The sequence below is a fragment of the Nocardia cyriacigeorgica GUH-2 genome (assembly GCF_000284035.1).
Lineage (GTDB): Bacteria > Actinomycetota > Actinomycetes > Mycobacteriales > Mycobacteriaceae > Nocardia > Nocardia cyriacigeorgica_B.
The window spans coordinates 2,427,429-2,444,267 of sequence record NC_016887.1 but is presented as its reverse complement, the minus strand read 5'-3'; the positions used below and the strand labels follow the sequence as shown (position 1 = coordinate 2,444,267).

General features: G+C 69.7%; 16 protein-coding genes and 1 rRNA gene. 5 read left to right on the top strand and 12 right to left on the bottom strand.

The genetic code is table 11. The annotated features are described in order from the left end of the window. Nucleotides 1–251: 251 nt before the first annotated feature. From xerD to steA, 5 genes are all read right to left on the bottom strand, one after another. Nucleotides 252–1,181: a site-specific tyrosine recombinase XerD gene (gene xerD / locus NOCYR_RS10995; RefSeq protein WP_014350437.1), complete on the bottom strand. Its 930-nt coding sequence runs from the start codon at nt 1,179–1,181 to the stop codon at nt 252–254. Between the two features lie 12 nt (nt 1,182–1,193). Further along, entirely contained in the window at nt 1,194–1,847 is a 654-nt protein-coding gene (locus NOCYR_RS10990; protein WP_014350436.1) for an NUDIX domain-containing protein, read from the bottom strand. Beyond that, nucleotides 1,848–3,572, bottom strand: a complete 1,725-nt coding sequence (locus NOCYR_RS10985; RefSeq protein ID WP_048833265.1) for a CTP synthase — start codon at nt 3,570–3,572, stop codon at nt 1,848–1,850. A 270-nt stretch (nt 3,573–3,842) separates the two neighbouring features. Further along, nucleotides 3,843–4,787 carry a copper transporter gene (locus tag NOCYR_RS10980; protein ID WP_014350434.1) on the bottom strand — a complete coding sequence of 315 codons (945 nt, stop codon included), beginning with the start codon at nt 4,785–4,787 and terminating at the stop codon, nt 3,843–3,845. Continuing rightward, the gene (steA, locus tag NOCYR_RS10975; RefSeq protein ID WP_014350433.1) at nt 4,784–5,998 is read right to left on the bottom strand and encodes a putative cytokinetic ring protein SteA; all 1,215 of its coding nucleotides are present in this window, start codon (nt 5,996–5,998) and stop codon (nt 4,784–4,786) included. Before steA ends, NOCYR_RS10980 begins: the two co-directional genes overlap by 4 nt. A gap of 145 nt (nt 5,999–6,143) precedes the next feature. Here steA and NOCYR_RS10970 point away from each other — a divergent pair, with 145 nt between their 5' ends. From NOCYR_RS10970 to NOCYR_RS10960, 3 genes are all read left to right on the top strand, one after another. Next, entirely contained in the window at nt 6,144–7,490 is a 1,347-nt protein-coding gene (locus NOCYR_RS10970; RefSeq protein ID WP_014350432.1) for a GntP family permease, read from the top strand. Next, nucleotides 7,448–7,987: a gluconokinase gene (locus NOCYR_RS10965; protein WP_048833263.1), complete on the top strand. Its 540-nt coding sequence runs from the start codon at nt 7,448–7,450 to the stop codon at nt 7,985–7,987. The genes NOCYR_RS10970 and NOCYR_RS10965 overlap by 43 nt, the downstream gene beginning before the upstream one ends. Nucleotides 7,988–8,080: 93 nt before the next feature. Beyond that, the gene (locus NOCYR_RS10960; RefSeq protein ID WP_014350430.1) at nt 8,081–8,500 is read left to right on the top strand and encodes an SRPBCC family protein; all 420 of its coding nucleotides are present in this window, start codon (nt 8,081–8,083) and stop codon (nt 8,498–8,500) included. 65 nt (nt 8,501–8,565) lie between these two features. Here NOCYR_RS10960 and recN read toward each other — a convergent pair whose 3' ends face one another. The 6 genes from recN to NOCYR_RS28315 all read right to left on the bottom strand — a co-directional run bounded on the left by recN (nt 8,566) and on the right by NOCYR_RS28315 (nt 14,476). After that, nucleotides 8,566–10,338, bottom strand: a complete 1,773-nt coding sequence (recN, locus tag NOCYR_RS10955) for a DNA repair protein RecN (protein ID WP_014350429.1) — start codon at nt 10,336–10,338, stop codon at nt 8,566–8,568. Continuing rightward, nucleotides 10,316–11,287 carry an NAD kinase gene (locus NOCYR_RS10950; protein ID WP_014350428.1) on the bottom strand — a complete coding sequence of 324 codons (972 nt, stop codon included), beginning with the start codon at nt 11,285–11,287 and terminating at the stop codon, nt 10,316–10,318. Before NOCYR_RS10950 ends, recN begins: the two co-directional genes overlap by 23 nt. Continuing rightward, nucleotides 11,284–12,105: a TlyA family RNA methyltransferase gene (locus NOCYR_RS10945; RefSeq protein ID WP_048833262.1), complete on the bottom strand. Its 822-nt coding sequence runs from the start codon at nt 12,103–12,105 to the stop codon at nt 11,284–11,286. Before NOCYR_RS10945 ends, NOCYR_RS10950 begins: the two co-directional genes overlap by 4 nt. Nucleotide 12,106: 1 nt before the next feature. Next, nucleotides 12,107–12,382 carry a hypothetical protein gene (locus NOCYR_RS10940; protein ID WP_048833261.1) on the bottom strand — a complete coding sequence of 92 codons (276 nt, stop codon included), beginning with the start codon at nt 12,380–12,382 and terminating at the stop codon, nt 12,107–12,109. 13 nt (nt 12,383–12,395) lie between these two features. Further along, the gene (locus NOCYR_RS10935; protein WP_014350425.1) at nt 12,396–13,283 is read right to left on the bottom strand and encodes an HAD-IIA family hydrolase; all 888 of its coding nucleotides are present in this window, start codon (nt 13,281–13,283) and stop codon (nt 12,396–12,398) included. A gap of 275 nt (nt 13,284–13,558) precedes the next feature. After that, a complete protein-coding gene (locus NOCYR_RS28315) occupies nt 13,559–14,476 on the bottom strand; it encodes a tetratricopeptide repeat protein (protein WP_370012180.1) in 918 nt (305 codons plus the stop codon). 507 nt (nt 14,477–14,983) lie between these two features. On the opposite strand from NOCYR_RS28315, the gene NOCYR_RS10925 reads away from it, so the two are divergent. After that, nucleotides 14,984–15,382, top strand: coding sequence for a hypothetical protein (locus tag NOCYR_RS10925; RefSeq protein ID WP_148280598.1), 399 nt, complete (start codon nt 14,984–14,986; stop codon nt 15,380–15,382). A 99-nt stretch (nt 15,383–15,481) separates the two neighbouring features. Continuing rightward, nucleotides 15,482–15,841: a hypothetical protein gene (locus NOCYR_RS10920; RefSeq protein WP_048833259.1), complete on the top strand. Its 360-nt coding sequence runs from the start codon at nt 15,482–15,484 to the stop codon at nt 15,839–15,841. A 711-nt stretch (nt 15,842–16,552) separates the two neighbouring features. On the opposite strand, the gene rrf is transcribed toward NOCYR_RS10920, so the two are convergent. After that, nucleotides 16,553–16,669, bottom strand: a 5S ribosomal RNA gene (rrf, locus tag NOCYR_RS10915). Nucleotides 16,670–16,839: the final 170 nt, after the last annotated feature.

The following is a 16,839-nucleotide window of genomic DNA, read 5'->3' as shown; positions in this document are numbered from 1 at the left end:
GCTCCTTTTACGTTCCTGCCCGTTCCCCGCCGAGCGTAGCGAGGCCGATCAGTGCACGACCTCACTTTCGGATGGTCCAGCTCTCGGTAGACGCTACCGCTAGTTCGTCCCCGAGTGCCGCGAGTCCGACCGGCGTGTTCGCGACGCCACGCCGCGTCACGGATAACAAAACGCTACCTGTTCGTTGTCGTTGCCATTGCGGAGCACTGTCGAACCGGTGTCGGACGGGCCGTCGGGGCTCGCACCGCCGCTCACGTCGCGCGCGGATGGGCGGTGGCCCAGACCTCGCGCAAGGTCTTGACGGTGACCAGCGTGTAGATCTGGGTGGTGGTCACCGAGGCGTGGCCGAGCAGTTCCTGCACCACCCGCACGTCGGCGCCACCGTCGAGCAGGTGGGTGGCGAACGAGTGCCGCAGCGTGTGCGGGGAGACGCTGGCGCCGATGCCGGAGCGTTCGGCCGCGCTCTGCAACACCTGCCACGCGCTCTGCCGCGACAGCCGCCCGCCGCGCGCGTTCAGGAACAACGCACCGGCGTTGCCACGGCCCCTGGCCGCGAGCACCGGACGCCCGCGCACCAGGTAGGCGTCCACCGCCGACAGCGCCGGACGGCCGATCGGCACGATCCGCTGTTTACCGCCCTTACCGCGCAGCACCACCGCACGCTCGGGCATATCGAGATCGTCGACGTCGAGGCCGACCATCTCCGAGATCCGGGCGCCGGTGGAATACAGCAGCTCCAGCAGCGCCCGGTCCCGCAAACCGCGTGCGACGCCGTCACCGCTGGTGCCGCAGTCGCCACCCGCGGCCTCCAGCAGCTTCAGCACCTCGTCGTAGGGCAGCGCTTTGGGCAGCCTGCGTCCCGGTGCCGGCGGTTTCACCGCATGCGCCACATCGGTGCTCGTCATGCCCTCGGCGGTGGCGAACCGGTGCAGCCCGCGCACCGCGATCAGGGCACGCGCCACCGAACCGGCCGCCAGCGGCGGATGCCCGGCCCCGCCGGAGCGCAGTGCCATGGCGAACTCGGCGACATCGCTTTCGACGACGGCGTCGAGTTCGGTGATGCCGCGCCCGGCCAGGAACGCCCGATACCGCTCCAGGTCGCGCCGATAGGCGGCGAGGGTGTTGCGTGCGGCGCCCCGCTCGACTGCCAGATGGTCGAGGTAGGCGTCCACCTCACGCACCGTCGTGGCCCGTCAGTCCCGCGCCCGGCCGGCTTGCCTGCGCAGCAGCGCAGTCGGCTGCCCGGGCCACGGCACATCCTCCGCGCGCGGGGCCATCCCTTCGGCCCGCGCCGCCGACACCGCGAGCACACCGGCCACGGCGGTGGCGTTGACGATCTCGCCGGCCAGGGCGGCACGCACCGCCTGGGCCAGCGGCATCCGCACCACTTCCAGATCGGCTTCCTCGTGTTCGGGTTCGGGCCGTTCGGTCTCGAAGAGCCCGCGCGCCAGATACACCCGCAGCGCCTCGTCGGTGAACCCCGGCGACAGCGCCACGTCCACCAGCACGGACCACTCCCGGGCCGCCAGCCCGGTCTCCTCGGCCAGCTCACGTTTCGCCGCCTCGAGCGGGTCCTCGCCGTCGATGTCGAGCAGCCCGGCCGGCAGTTCCAGCAGCCGGGTGCCCAGCGGATGCCGGTACTGGCGGATCAGCACGATGTTGTCGTCGTCGTCCAGGGCGGAGACGGCGACGGCGCCGTGATGTTCGACCACTTCCCGTTCCACGACCCGGCCATCGGGCATCGCCACCTGGTCCAGCCGCAGCGCCAGGATGGCGCCGGAATACACCGTCCGGCTGGACACGGTCTCGAAGTCGTGGCTACCCGGCACGGTGGAATTGTCGCTCATCTACGAGGCCTGATCACCCGCATTGGCCAATTCCTCACCCGGAATGTCGACCGGAAGCCGTTCGGCCGCCTTGTATTTCAACGCCGCCGCGATCAGCGCCGCGAACAGCGGATGCGGACGGGTCGGGCGCGACTTGAGTTCGGGGTGGGCCTGGGTGGCGACGAAGAACGGGTGCTTGTCGGCGGGCAGTTCGACGAACTCGACCAAGTGCCCGTCGGGCGACGTGCCGCTGAACTTCAGTCCGCTCTTGGCGATCTTGTCGCGGTAGGCGTTGTTCACCTCGTAGCGATGACGGTGCCGCTCGGAGACCTCCGTGGCGCCGTAGGCCTGCGCCACCACCGAACCCTTGGCCAGCACCGCGGGGTAGGCACCCAGGCGCATGGTGCCGCCGAGATCGGCTTCACCGGCCACCGCCTGCTCCTGATCGGCCATGGTGGAGATGACCGGATGAGTGGTGTCGGGCTCGAATTCGGCCGAATTGGCGTCGGTGAGACCCACCGACCGCGCGGCCTCGATCACCATGCACTGCAGGCCCAGGCACAGGCCCAGCAGCGGCAGGCCGCGGGTGCGGGCGTAGCGGATGGCGCCGACCTTGCCCTCGATACCGCGGATTCCGAACCCACCGGGGATCAGCACCGCGTCGACGTCACGCAATGCGGCTTGGGCGCCGGCCGGGGTCTCGCAGTCGTCGGACTGCACCCAGCGGATCTGCACCTTGGCCCGCGAGGCGAAGCCGCCCGCGCGCAGCGCCTCGGTGACCGACAGGTAGGCGTCGGGCAGGTCGACGTACTTGCCGACCAGCGCCACCTCGACGGTCTCGCGCGGAGAATGCACGCGGTCGAGCAGATCGCCCCACACCGTCCAGTCCACGTCGCGGAACGGCAGGCCCAGCTTGCGCACCACATAGGCGTCGAGGCCCTCGCGGTGCAGCACCTTCGGGATGTCGTAGATCGAGGGCGCGTCCGGGGTGGAGATGCAGGCGTCGACCTCGACGTCGCACATCAGCGCGATCTTGCTCTTGAGCGACTGCGGCACCTCACGGTCGCAGCGCAGGATCAGCGCGTCGGGCTGGATACCGATATTGCGCAGCGCGGCCACCGAATGCTGGGTGGGCTTGGTCTTGAGCTCACCCGATGGCGCCAAGTACGGCACCAGCGAGACGTGCAGGAAGAAGACGTTGTCGCGGCCGACGTCGTGCCGGATCTGGCGCGCGGCCTCGAGGAACGGCTGCGATTCGATGTCGCCGACGGTGCCGCCGATCTCGGTGATCACCACATCCGGTTCCTGCCCTTGCAGGTCCGGGCCGCGCATGGCCAGGATGCGCGCCTTGATCTCGTCGGTGATGTGCGGGATGACCTGCACGGTGTCGCCGAGGTACTCACCGCGGCGCTCCTTGGCGATGACCGAGGAGTAGATCTGCCCGGTCGTGACGTTGGCGTCCCGGGACAGATCCCGGTCCAGGAACCGCTCGTAGTGTCCGACGTCGAGGTCGGTCTCAGCACCGTCCTCGGTCACGAACACCTCTCCGTGCTGGAACGGATTCATGGTGCCCGGATCGACGTTCAAGTACGGATCGAGCTTCTGCATCGTGACCCGCAGTCCCCGCGCGGTCAGCAATTGACCGAGGCTGGAGGCGGTAAGACCCTTACCGAGTGAGGAGGCGACACCACCGCTGACGAAGATGTGTTTCGTGGCAGTTCGCGCCTGAATCCGTGTTTGACCCACGGGTCTTCACGGTAACACGAAACCCCCGCTCCCCCGCACGCCACGCCCGGTTTGCCACCCGATCGCCACACCCCGGTCATCCATTCCCTCACCGCCTGCGACCCAGCTCACGCACCCGAGCCCCGCAGCATGACCCGAATGCTGCCGAGATGCCCGCGGAGCCTGGCCGTGCGGGCTCCGACGGTCGCGCGGCAGGGACACCTCTCGAGACATCTGCCCGCCTCACTGAGAAGCACCGCCGATGATCGAGCTGGTGCAGGGCGAGCCCCCTCAGCCCGGGAGGGCGGCGAGGGTGAGGGAGGTGGCGGTGGGGCCGGTGCCGTAGCGGCCGGTGCGGCCGGCCAGTTGTTCAGATAGGGCGAGGGCGGTGGTGATGCGGCCGAGGTCGCGGTCGAGGTTGTCGACGGTGGTGACGGCGGCGGCGAGGGGGGCGTCGTCGCGGACGACGGCGAGGGGGCCCGCGCCTTCGGCGGCGCCGGGGCGGCCGGCGAGGACGACGCCGGCGGCGCGGGCGCGCAGGGTGCCGGCGAAGCGGGCGATATTGGCGCCGCGACTGTTCTCGTCGGCCTTCGCACCGTCACCGGTGACGACGACGGCCAGCTGCGCCGGCTGCACGGGGGTGTCGCCGTAGGCGAGGAATCCGCCGCCGCGCAGCGTTTCCAGCGCCAGGCCGAGCTCCTGCGGGGTGCTGCGCGGCTGTCCGGTGGCCGGGTCGAGCAGCAGCACCAGGCCGAGCAGATCGCCGGCCAGGCTGCCCTGGTCGACGGCGCCGGTGCGCAGTTCGGCGCCCGCGGGAATGATGTTGGTGAGGGTGGAGCGCATCCGGTCGCCCTCGGTGGCGTCGACGAAGGCGTCGGTGAACGCGATCCGTCCGGCGACGGCGGCACCGGCGGTCTGCAAGGCCGCCACGACGCCGTCCACGTCACCGGGATCGGCGTCGGGGGTGGTGAACACGACCACGCTGCGGTCGGCGAGAGTTCCGCCGAGTATGCGCGGCGCGGAACCGGCGATGAAGGCATCGGCGCCGTTCAACTGCCCGGTCAAGCGCTGGTTCTGCGCGCTGAGCGAGTCGACCTGGGCACGCAGATCATCCTTGTCGCTGCGCAGCCCCGACAGCAGATCCGAGGCCAGGGTCTGCGAGCCGAGCACCACACCGAGGGCGAGCGCGAGAAAGATCGCCGCGATCGAGATCGCATGCTGGCGCAGCGAGATCACGCGCCTCCCCCACGCCATAGATCCCGCGCCCACAGCACGAGCCGATCCCAGGTCTGCACCGTCCAATCCAGCACCTCGGCACCGGAATTGGAGGCCAGCACCACCACGATCACCGCGATCAGCGCGGCCAGCACCACCAGCGCGATCGCGGTACCGGAGGCCCGGTTGCGATACAGCGTGGCCACCGCGGTGGCGTCCATCAGCGTGGAGCCGACCTTGAGCCGGGTCAGGAACGTCGCCGGATTGCTGTCGCGGCGCCCGCGGTCGAAGAATTCGTCGAGCGAGGCGGCGGCTCCGGCGGTGACGATCAGCGCCGCACCGTGATGGTGGGCCAGCAGCAGCGCCAGATCCGTCGGCGCACCCGAGGACGGGAACGTCGTCGCGCCGATGCCGAGATCCTGGATGCGTTCCAGGCCCTTGGCATGCCCGTCGGTGTCGGCGGGCAGGATCACCTCGGCTCCGGATTTCAATGTGGCGGTGGTGATCTCGTCCGGGTCGCCGACGATCAGGTCCGGCTGGTAGCCGCCTTTGGTGAGGGTGTCGGCGCCGCGCCCGACGCCCACCATGATCGGGGCGTACTCCTTGATGAACGGCTTGAGCTTCTTCAGATCCTCGGCATGACCGGGGCCGTCACCGACGACGACCACATGCCTGCCGCGCATCTCCAGCTCCAGATCCGGCACCCCGATACCGTCGATGAGCAGCGCCGATTCGGTGCGCACGAATTCGATCGTGTTGCCGGCGAAGGCTTCCAGATGATCGGCGAGTCCGTTGCGCGCCTCGATCATCCGCTCCGCGATGGCCGCCTCGGTGAGTTCGATGGCCTCGACGAGAACCTCGGGCTCCTTCTTGGTGAGCCGATCCGCATAGACGACGCCGCCGTCGATGCGGATCTTGGCACCGTCCTTGATCTTGGTGAACGCATCCGAGCTGACCGTGTCCAGCAGCAGAATGTCGTTGGCCACCAGGACTTCCGGGCCGAGGTTGGGGTAGCGCCCGGAGATCGACGGCGAGGTATTGATGACCGCGACCACGCCCGCCTCGACGAGGCGATCGGCGGTGAGCCGGTCCAGATCCATCTCGTCGAGCACCACGATATCGCCGGGGCCGACCCGTTTGAGCAAACGCCGGGTGTTGCGGTCCACCCGGGCTATTCCGGTGCGACCGGGCAGCGTCTCGGTGTTCTTCGACAACAACGCCAGCATCTTCATGACGCCGATGATGGCCGCAAACCCTCAACCTTTGGTGGAGGCGCGCCGGACGCTCTACCACATTCGTCACTGTGATACCAACGAGGCACTCTCACTACCGGCGAGTCCGAGCCGGGAAACCGCCCAGGCCACGTAGGTTACCCGAGTGAGCACCGGGCACCTGGTCATCGCCGCGGTCGCGGGCATCGTCGTCATCGTCGCCGCGATCACCTGGCTGAAGATTCATCCGTTCATCGCACTCACCGTCGGCGCCATCGGCGTCGGCCTCGGGGCCGGGTCCGGCGCCGCCGAGACCGTGGACAGTTTCGTCACTGGTTTCGGCTCCACCATGGGCAGTGTCGGCATCCTGATCGGCTTCGGCGCGATGTTCGGCAAACTGCTGGCAGACTCCGGCGGCGCTACCCGCGTGGTCGACACCCTGCTGAATCTGTCCGGCCCGAAACTGATGCCGTGGACGATGGGCCTGGTCGGTGCCGTCATCGGCCTGCCGATGTTCTTCGAGATCGGTGTCGTGCTGCTGATGCCGGTGATCATCTTGGTGGCCCGCCATTCCGGGCTGCCGTTGATGCGCATCGCCATCCCGACGCTGGCGGGCCTGTCGGCGATGCACGGACTGGTGCCGCCGCACCCCGGCCCACTCGTCGCCGTCGACGCTCTCGATGCCAATCTCGGACTCACCCTGGCCTTCGGCGTGCTGGTTGCGATCCCGACGGTCGTCGTGGCGGGCCCGCTGTTCGGCACCCTGGCGGCCCGCTGGGTCGACGTCCCGGTACCGGAGCTGTTCACCGACTCCGACGACGACGAACCCGGCGACAAGAAGCCCCAGCCGCCCTTCCTGGTCGCCATCGGCACGATCCTGTTGCCGGTGCTGCTCATGCTCGGCAAAACTCTCGCCGACGTGATCGCTCCCGACTCCACGTCGGCGCTGAAGACCGTCCTGGATTTCCTCGGCACGCCCGTCGTCGCGCTCGGCATCGGTCTGCTGGCCGGCATCGTGCTGCTCGGCTACACCGCCCGGATGAGCCGCGACGACATCGCCGCGACCATGAACAGCTCCTTGCCACCGATCGCGGGCATCCTGCTGATCGTCGGCGCCGGCGGCGGTTTCAAACAGGTCCTGGTCGATACCGGCATTGCCGACCTGATCGCCGACGCCGTGCAGGACAGCAGCCTGCCGGTGCTGTTTCTGGCCTGGCTGGTGGCTGTGCTCATCCGGGTCGCGACCGGATCGGCTACCGTCGCCACCGTCACCGCGTCCGGGATTCTGGCGCCGGTGGCCGCCGACCTGTCCAACACCCACGTCTCGCTGATGGTGCTGGCGATCGGATCCGGCTCGCTGTTCCTGTCCCATGTCAACGACGCCGGGTTTTGGTTGGTGAAAGAGTTTCTCGGGCTGTCGGTTGCGCAAAACCTCAAATCGTGGACGGTGATGGAATGCCTGATATCGGTATGCGGTCTGGCCGGAGTGCTGGCGTTGAGCGTGGTCGTGTGACGCCGGTCCTGGTCGTCATGGGTGTGTCGGGGTCCGGTAAATCGACGGTGGCGCGGCTGCTGGCGGAGAAGCTGGGCTGGGACATGCTCGAGGGCGACGACCTGCACCCCGAGACCAATGTGGCCAAGATGGCCTCGGGCACCCCGCTCACCGATGACGACCGCTCGCCCTGGCTGCACCGTATCGCCGCCTGGATCGACACCCGTCAGTCCGCCCGCCGCCCCGGCATCGTCACCTGTTCGGCGCTCAAACGCAGCTACCGGGACGTGCTGCGCCGCGACGGCGTGATCTTCGTGCACCTGACCGGCAGCCCCGAGCAGATCCGCGACCGCATCGGCCACCGCGCCGGCCACTTCATGCCCGCCTCACTGCTGCAATCCCAACTCGACACCCTCGAACCGCTCGAGCCCGACGAGAACGGCATCGTCGTCGAAATCGGGCGCCCGCCAGCGGAAGAGGTGGCCGAGGTGATCGCACAGCTGCCGCCCGGAAACTGACACCACCTGCCCGCAATTATCCGGGGTGCGCCTTTCGCAGCACCCGGCACTACCCGTATTCTCCGGGTCACAGATATCCGAAGAGGAGACGTCATGGCCAGCACCACCGTCGATACCGTCATCGCCGCACCGCGGGAGACCGTGTACCGGCTGTTCGCCGACCGCGAGAGCATCAGCCCCTACCTGCCCGTCCAGCTCAAGCTGGTCAAGCCGGGCACCACCGAACGCGAAGGCGTCGGCGCCCAGCATCACGTCGGCGTGGGGCCGGTCGGCGTCACCGAGGAGATCACCGCGCTGGTTCCCGGCGAGCGGATGGAATACAAGATCGTCAAGGGCGCGCCGGTCAAGCGGCACGTCGGGATCGTCACCTTCGCCGACGCCGACGGCGGCACCCGCGTCACCTACACCATGGAGTCGGAGCCGTCGCTGCCCGTGCCCGCCAAGGTGCTCGAGGCCGGCCTGAAGGTGCTGATCACCCAGTTCATCAACGGCGCCAAGAAGGCCGTGCGCTGAGCTGACCGCAGACGACGATGGTCGCGTCCGGTTGCCCGGGCGCGACCATCTCTTGTTTCGGGGACTCAGCGTGCGGTGGCGCGCTCGGAGCGCGCGATCTGCAACAGCTCCTCGGCATGCGCGCGCCCGGTCTCGGTGTCGTCGAGCCCGGCCAGCATGCGCGCCAGTTCGATCACCCGCTCGTCGTTGGTGAGCGCGCGGACACCGGAATTCACCGCACCGTCACCGTCATCGGACTTGTTGACCACCAGATGCGTGTCCGCGAACGCCGCCACCTGCGGCAGGTGGGTCACCACGATCACCTGATGGGTGCGCGCCAAACGCGCCAGCCTGCGCCCGATCTCCACCGCGGCCCGGCCGCCGACGCCGGCGTCGACCTCGTCGAACACCATCGTCGCGCCGTGTTCGCTGCCGGCGAGCACCACTTCCAGCGCCAGCATCACCCGGGAGAGCTCACCACCGGAGGCGCTCTTGCTCAACGGCAGCGACTGCGCCCCGGAATGTGCCGACAACCGGAACTCGACCTCGTCCACGCCGGATGAGCCTGCGTGCAGCTCGGTATCCCCGATGGTCAGCGGTGCCGAATCCTGTGGCGCCGCAGGCACCGGCCGCACCACCACCTCGAGCCGCGCCTTACCCATGGCCAGCCCGCCCAGCTCGGCGCTCACCGCCTCGGCGAGCTTGCCGGCTGCCTTGGTCCGCGCCGCCGTCAGCTTGCTCGCCGCCGCGCGCACCTTGTCGGCGGCCACCTCGACCTCTTTGGCCAGCGACGCGAGGGTCTCCTCGGAGACGTCCAGCGATTCCAGCCGGGTGCGCGATTCCTCGGCCCAGGCGATCACCCCGTCGATATCGGGCGCGTATTTGCGGGTGAGCGTTTTGAGTTCGGCCTGACGGGTGAGCATCGAATCCAGCGCGCCGGGATCGGACGGCAGATCCGAAAGATAACCGCTCAGCTCCGTCGTCAGATCGACTACCACCGCGATCGCCTCACCCAGTCGCGGCGCCAATGCCGCGAGGGCCGGGTCCTCGGCCGACTCGAGCCGGGATCGGGCCGTGCCCAGCGCATCCAGCGCACCGGCGTTCGTTTCGGGGCTGTCGGCCGGGCCGGCCAGCGCATCGTGCGCGGTGGCGGCGGCCTCGCGCAGTGAATCCAGATCGCTGAGCCTGCGAATCTCGGCGACCAAGCGTTCGTCCTCGCCCGGTTCCGGTGCGATGGCGTCGATCTCGGCCAGCGAATGCTTGAGCCGGTCGGCTTCGAGTGCGAGTTCGCGGCTGTGCGCGGTGCGTTCGAGCAGTTCGGTGCGCGCATCCAGCCAGGCCCGGCGATGCTGCTGGTATTTGCGCAGCAGCGGCCCGACGGTGTCGGCCGCGAACTGGTCCAGCGCGCTCAGCTGCTGATCCGGGCGCTGCAACCGCAACTGGTCGTTCTGCCCGTGCACGGTCAGCAGCGGGGCCGTGAAATCCGACAGCACCGAGGCAGGCACCCCGCGCCCGCCCAGATGCGCCCGGGATCGTCCGTCGCTGCCGACGGTGCGGATCGCGATCACGCTGCCGTCGTCGTCACGTTCGGCGGCCGCCGCTTCCAGCACCTCGGCCACCTCGGCGCGCGCCGCCTCGTTCACCTCATCGATGGTGAACCGGCCCTCCACCACCGCACGCGAGGCGCCCAACCGCACCCGTCCCGCGTCGGCACGCGCACCACTCAGCAGATGCAAACTGGTGACGACCATCGTTTTTCCGGCGCCGGTCTCACCGGTCAGGACCGTCAGACCCTCATGGAATTGCGCGGTCGCCGTGGAGATGACGCCGAGTCCGTCAATCCTGATCTCTGTCAGCACGTGTGCTCTCCGTTCGCCGTCGGCCACGCCAGCCTGTCACGGGCAATTGGAATTTGCGCACCATCCGGTCGGCGAACGGCGCGGAATCCAACCGCACCCACTGCACCGGTTCGGCGCCGCGGACCGCTTCCACTCGACCACCCCTCGGCAGGGCGAGGGTGCGCCTGCCATCCAGGAAAACTATCGCATCATGGCCCGTGGCAACGGATTCGACCGCGATGCGGGAATCCGGGCTGGTCACCAGCGGACGCGCGAACAGGGCGTGGGCGTTACTGGGGATGACCAGCAGCGCTTCCAGTTCCGGCCACACCACCGGACCGCCCGCGGAGAACGCGTAGGCCGTGGATCCGGTGGGCGTGGCGATGAGGATGCCGTCGCAGCCGAACGCCGACACCGGGCGGCCGTCGACCTCGAGCACCACCTCCAGCACACCCATGCGCACGGCGTTCTCGATGCTGGCTTCGTTGAGCGCCCAACCGCTTTCGACCACCTCGTCGTCCACGCGGATCGACACGTCGATGGTCATCCGCTGTTCGACGCGGTAGTCGCGGCGCACCACCTGCGCCAGCGCCTCGTCCAGGTGTTCGGCCTCGGCTTCGGTCAGGAATCCGATGCGACCCAAGTTGATTCCCAGCACCGGCACCGACGCGGTGCGCGCCAGTTCGGCCCCGCGCAGGAACGTGCCGTCACCGCCGAGGGCGAGCACCATCTCGCAGCCCAGCGCAGCGTCGGGTTTGTGTTCGACGACCCGCACCGGATAACCACCGCTGGCGCCGGAATCGGCTTCGAACTTGGTGCTGTAGGCCTCGTCGGCCAGCACGCGCAGCCCGATGCCCGCGTCGGCGAGGATCTTCGCCACCCGATGCGAGGTCTCGATGATCTCGGCCCGGCCCGGATGCGATACCAGCAGGATCTCCCGCCCGCCGGCCTCGCCCGTCAGCGCGTTCACTGTGGACCCTCCTCAACCGCACCTTCGACCAGAGCCGCGACCGCCGCTTCGTCGTAGTCGAACGGTCCGTCGTTGCGCAACCACAGGAAGTACTCGACGTTGCCCGACGGCCCCGGCAGTGGGCTGGCAACCGCCGCCAGGGTGCGCAAACCCAATTCGGCCGCGGCCGCGGCCACCGTGCGGACCGCTTCGGCCCGCAGCGCCGGATCGCGCACCACACCGCCGGAGCCTACTCTTTCCTTGCCCACCTCGAACTGCGGCTTCACCATCGGCAGCAGATCCGCGCCGGGCGCCGCACAGGCGGCCAGAGCGGGCAGCACCAGCGCGAGCGAGATGAACGACAGGTCGGTCACCACCAGCTGCACCGGGCCGCCGATCGCCTCGGCGCTCAGCGTGCGCACGTTGGTGCGGTCCATGACGTGCACGCGTTCGTCGTTCTGCAACCGCCACACCAGCTGGCCGTAGCCGACGTCGGCGGCGACGACTTCGCTTGCCTGCCGCGACAGCAGCACATCGGTGAACCCACCGGTCGACGCACCGGCGTCCAAGCAGCGTTTCCCCGCGACGGTCAAACCTTCGGGTTCGAACGCTTCGAGCGCTCCCAGCAGTTTGTGCGCACCGCGCGATGCCCAGGAGACCTCGTCAGGTTGCTCCCGGACCAGCAGCGGCGTTCCCGGTTCCACCGCCGTCGCCGGTTTCACCGCGACGGTGCCATTGATGAGGACGCGGCCCGCGCCGATCAGCTCGACCGCGTGTTCTCGCGATCTGGCCAATCCGCGGCGTACCAGCTCGGCGTCCACTCGTGCGCGCCTGGCCACCTCAGATCTTGTCCACCGTCGCCAGCGCCTGCACCAGGACCTCGTGGGCCTGTTCCAGGATGTGCGCTCGCCGGGCGATGTCGGTGCCGCTGTCGGGATCACCGTCACCGGGGCCGGCACCGGCACCGAGTTCGGCCAGCAGGGCATCGATCTCGGTGCGGATGCGGTCGGGGTCGGCCGGTTCCGGACGTCCCTGCGCACCCGGCAGATGCTGACCGGGCAGCGGCGCCCCGGGGCGGGGGCCGGGCACAGGCGGGCGGGGCGTGGGAGTACTCATCGTGGCGACAACGCTATCGGATTTCGGATCGGGACGCGCGTACCGTCACGGCGCGACCAGGATTGTCGCGCAGGGTGTCGGCGAGATCACCGATCCCGCCGCCGCTGGCGGGCACCGGCGGCTGGTTCAGCGCGTCCAGCGAGTTCGCGACATAGGTGGGCCAGAGGTGTTCCGGCCATTCGGCGAGGTCGGCCAGCGTGCTGACACCGGTGAGCACCAGCAACGAATCCAGCTCGACGCACTGCGCGCCCTCGATATCGGTGTCGAGCCGATCACCCACCACCAGCGCGTCCCGGGTACCCGCCCGCACCAGCGCGTCTTCGAGCAGCGGGGCGTACGGCTTGCCCGCGACGATCGGCTCGCGATCCGACGCCGCCCGCAGCGCCGCCACCATCGAACCGTTGCCCGGGGCCAGCCCGCGCTCGTTCGGCAGCGTCTTATCGGTATTGGCGGCGATCCACAGCGCGTCCGCACGCAGCGCGTAGGCGGCTTCGGCGAGGTCGGGCCAGCCGGTCTCGGGTGAATGCCCCTGGACGACCGCCGCCGGTGCCGAGCCATTGAACCGGCGCACCGGCCGTAGTCCGACGGCGCTCACTTCGGCGGCGAGATCGTCGGTGCCGACGACCAGCACCTGCGCCTGCGGTTCCAGCCGCTCCGCCAGCAGCCGTGCCGCCGCCTGCGCGCTGGTGACCACGTCGCCGGTGCCGGCCCGGAATCCGAGCTCGGCCAGATGTTCGGCCACCACCGCGGGCCCGCGGCTGGCGTTATTGGTGACGTAGACCAGCCGCTGCGATCCGTCCGCCAGCGCCGCCGGCGCCCCGTCGATCACGGCCTGCCCGCGATACAGCGTCCCGTCCAGGTCCAGCAGCAGCGCCCCGTATCGGTCCCGCACCCGCATCATTTCACTCCCTCGCACCGATCGAGCGTCACCATCGAAATCCTCCCACCCCTCGCGGCCCGACGGCCGACCGGTATCAGCGGGCAGTTGATCCCACCGCCTGGCACTGTAAGCCCGGCCACCGACAAGTGGTGGCCGGGAACTCGATAGCAGCCGGCGCGGAGCACGTGCACCCGCTCGCCAGGGTTTGCGCGACGGCGCGCACATCGGCGGCCGGCTCCGCCGTCGGAGTCGCTCAGCTGTCCGAGGAGTTCGGTCCTCCGGGCCCAGCGCTCCGATCAGGCGTCGCCGGTGAGTTCCGCGGCCCGTTCCTCGGCGTCGGTTTCGCCGTCGAGGTCGGCGGCGGCCGCATTGAGGAACCAGGTCAGGCCCTCGTCGGTGCGGCCTGCGGCCACGAGGGCGTCGGCGTAGGCGTAGAACAGGCGGGCCGCGGCCGAGCCGGTGCGGGACGGGTCGAGGTCGTTGGTCTGCAACGTCACCACGGCCTGGTCGTACTGGCCGAGGTCCATCCGGGCCCCGGCCACCACGATGCGCAGCTCGGTGGCCTCGTCGCCACGCAACGCCCTGGCTTCCTCGCTGCGGCCCAGTTCGATGGCCCGTTCGGGCCGGCCGAGCCCGCGTTCGCAGTCGGCCATCACCGCGAGCAGACCGGACCCGCCCGACATGCGCCGCGCGGTCCGCAGCTCGGACAGGGCTTCGGCCCATTCGCCCGCGTGATAGGCCACGACGCCCGCGGTCTCGCGGACCACAGCGATACGACCCGCCCGCTGACGGGCGGCGCGAGCGTGCGCGAGCGCCAGACCAGGATCGTCGTCGAGCAGCCGCGCCGCCATCACCAGATGCCTGGCAACGGTCTCGGCATTGCCCTTGTCCAGGCTCAGCAGGTCGCGCCGGATGGTGGTGTCGAGATCGGAGGCCTGAACGTCGTCAGGCAGATCCGGCTCTTCCGGGCGAGGCGGACGGCGATCCATCATCCGGCCGCCGGGTCCACGGCCACCTTCTCCGCCACGCCGCCGGTCGCCACCGGGCCCGTCGCCTCGACGGCCCTCCTCACGCCGCGGCCCGCGCTCGTTCCAGCCGCGATCTCCTCCGCGCCGGCCACGGTCGCCATTCTCGGTCACATCGCCCCGCTCTCCGGTCTGTGCGGCCACCGTGGACCGCTGTTCGGCGGCATCGTCGCGGCGGTCGACAGACACGTCCGGGCCCGAGCCACCGCCTTCGGTCAAGTCTGCCGGTCGGCCCGCCTGATCCGAATCGCCACGCCGACCGGACGGTGCGTCGGCGGCGGTTCGGTCATCCCCCGCGGCGGCCGAGTTCCGCTCCGCATCGCGTGCCGCTGTCTCGTCGGTGCGGTGCGACGCGACGTCGTCAGCCGAGGAGCTCTGGCCCTGAGCCTGGGGCGATCCTGCCGCCTGGAACAGCGGTAGATCGTGGCCGGATGCTGCGGACGCGGCCGGCTCGACTCCACGCGCGGACTCAGCAGACTCTTCAGATGTACCTGGCGACCCAATGCGCGACTCGCCCGACCCCGACTGCTCTTGTCCGCCAGAGGGCGCTTCGACTCGACGCGCGGAGGTGTCGGAGGTCGTCGTCGACTCGGCAGGGGACTCGCCCGCCCGGGCGTGCGTGTCATCCGGTGTACCGGTGCGATCGGCGCGCGCATCAGCACGAGCAGTCTCGGTAGATTCGGCGCGCTCTCCCGCGTGTCCTGGGTCGCCGGCCAACTCGGCCTGCGGTGCGCCTTCTCCTGGTCGGGTGCTTTCCGACGATCCGGCCTGCGCGCCACGGCTGGGCGCCTGCTCCGAAACTGTCTCGCCGACGCCGAGGTTCTGGCTGTCCTCGAACGAATCTTCGGGGCCGGTCTGCGCAATATCGTCACGTCGACCACGCTTGCCGGCGTCACGGCCGGTGTCGGCGCGGTTCTTCGCTTCATTGCTGGGGAAGGAGCGCTGCGACGATCGGTCGTCCTGTCGACGGAAACCACCGCCGCGATTGCCCTGGTAGCCCGAGTCGTCGCGCCTGCCGTATCCACGCTCGGACTGACCCGGACGTCCGCCTTCGTGCTCACGTCGACGGAACCCACCGCCGCTCCCGCCGCGTGATTCCTCGCCGGAGCGACGGAACCCGCCGGGACGGTTCCCGGAGCTGCTCGGCCGCCCGCTTTCGCTGTCGCGACGACGGAACCCGCCCTGATCTCCACCATGCCGACGGTCATCGCGGCCGCCACGAGGATCATCCGAGGAACGCCGGAACCCGCCGGGACGATCGCCGGAGCGGCCCGGTCGTTCGGTGTCACTGTCGCGTCGGCGGAAACCGCTCTGTTCAACGTTGCGCCGGTCGCCGGCGTCATCGGAGGTGCGCCGGAATCCGCCCTTGTCCGCGGACCGCCGGAAACCGCCCCGATCGGAAGCCTGGTAGCGATCGTCACCGCGGCGGTCGTCGCGTCCACCGCGCGCATCGTCGGTGGAGCGCCGGTAGCCACCGGGCTTGTCGCCGAAGTTCGGGCGCCCGCCGGATTCGGGACGGTCGCGGTCGCGGCGGAATCCACCGCGGTCCGATGAGCCGGTGTCGTCGTATCGGCGCCGGTCGCCGGCCCCTCGCCGGTCGTCGCGGTCACCCGTGCGGCCAAATCCGCGACGGTCCTGGTCCGACGACCCCCAGTCACGTCGTTCGCCACCGCGCCGGTCATCGCGATCACCGGTCCGGCCGTAACCACGACGGTCCGAGCCGGCAGAAGAACCGCGTTCGCCGCCGCGACGGTCTCCGCCGCGGTCGTTCCAGGGCCGGTCGCCCGAATCGCGCCGCGGTGCGTCGTCGCGGCGGTCCCGCCACTGCGGCCGCCCTTCGGACGAGCTACGTCGATCGGAGTCGCGCCGGTCCCGATATCCGCGATCCTCGCCGCGACCCCAATTCCCGCCCCGCTGCTCATTACGGTCGCCGCTGTCGTTGCGCGGTCCGCGCCGAGCGGGGCCGCCTTCGCGCGGCTCCCAGCTGTCGCGTCCACCGCCGTGGTGGCCGCCCCGACCGCCGCGGTCACCCGAAGTACCGCGGTCGCCCCGATTGTCGCCGCGGCCTCCGAATCCGCGCTCGGGGTCGTTGCGGCGGAAGGGTTTCCGACCGTCGTTCTGTTCCGGCACGGTGGTCCCTTTCTGAGTTTCGCGCATAGGTGGCTCGGCCACGAAATCCGACGTGTGCCCGGCGTTTGCCGGACGTTATTGGTATACAAACGACGATAGGGGACCCAGTGTATGGGTCCCCTATCGTGAAGGATGTTCCGGCGGTGTCCTACTCTCCCACACCCTGTCGAGTGCAGTACCATCGGCGCAGGTGGCCTTAGCTTCCGGGTTCGGAATGGGACCGGGCGTTTCCCCACCGCTATAGCCGCCGTAACTCTATGAAACTGTCACACCGTGACGGACCCAAGGTTTTCGAGGGCCTGGCCCTCGAGCACCCGATCCGGAGAGAAAACCTCTCTCTTCCCGGGGGGTTCGGGGGCCTCGCCCCCGGGAAACCCAACCCCGATCCCTCGGGGTTCGAAAGGGGCGCAGCCCCTTTCACC

Coding starts and splice junctions, on each gene's coding strand:
- NOCYR_RS10990 (WP_014350436.1), bottom strand. CDS start 1,847: ATGAGCGACAATTCCACCGTGCCGGGTAGCCACGACTTCGAGACCGTG.
- steA (WP_014350433.1), bottom strand. CDS start 5,998: ATGAAGATGCTGGCGTTGTTGTCGAAGAACACCGAGACGCTGCCCGGT.
- NOCYR_RS10965 (WP_048833263.1), top strand. CDS start 7,448: ATGCGGTCTGGCCGGAGTGCTGGCGTTGAGCGTGGTCGTGTGACGCCG.
- NOCYR_RS10960 (WP_014350430.1), top strand. CDS start 8,081: ATGGCCAGCACCACCGTCGATACCGTCATCGCCGCACCGCGGGAGACC.
- NOCYR_RS10940 (WP_048833261.1), bottom strand. CDS start 12,382: ATGAGTACTCCCACGCCCCGCCCGCCTGTGCCCGGCCCCCGCCCCGGG.
- NOCYR_RS10935 (WP_014350425.1), bottom strand. CDS start 13,283: ATGATGCGGGTGCGGGACCGATACGGGGCGCTGCTGCTGGACCTGGAC.
- NOCYR_RS10920 (WP_048833259.1), top strand. CDS start 15,482: ATGCCGACGGTCATCGCGGCCGCCACGAGGATCATCCGAGGAACGCCG.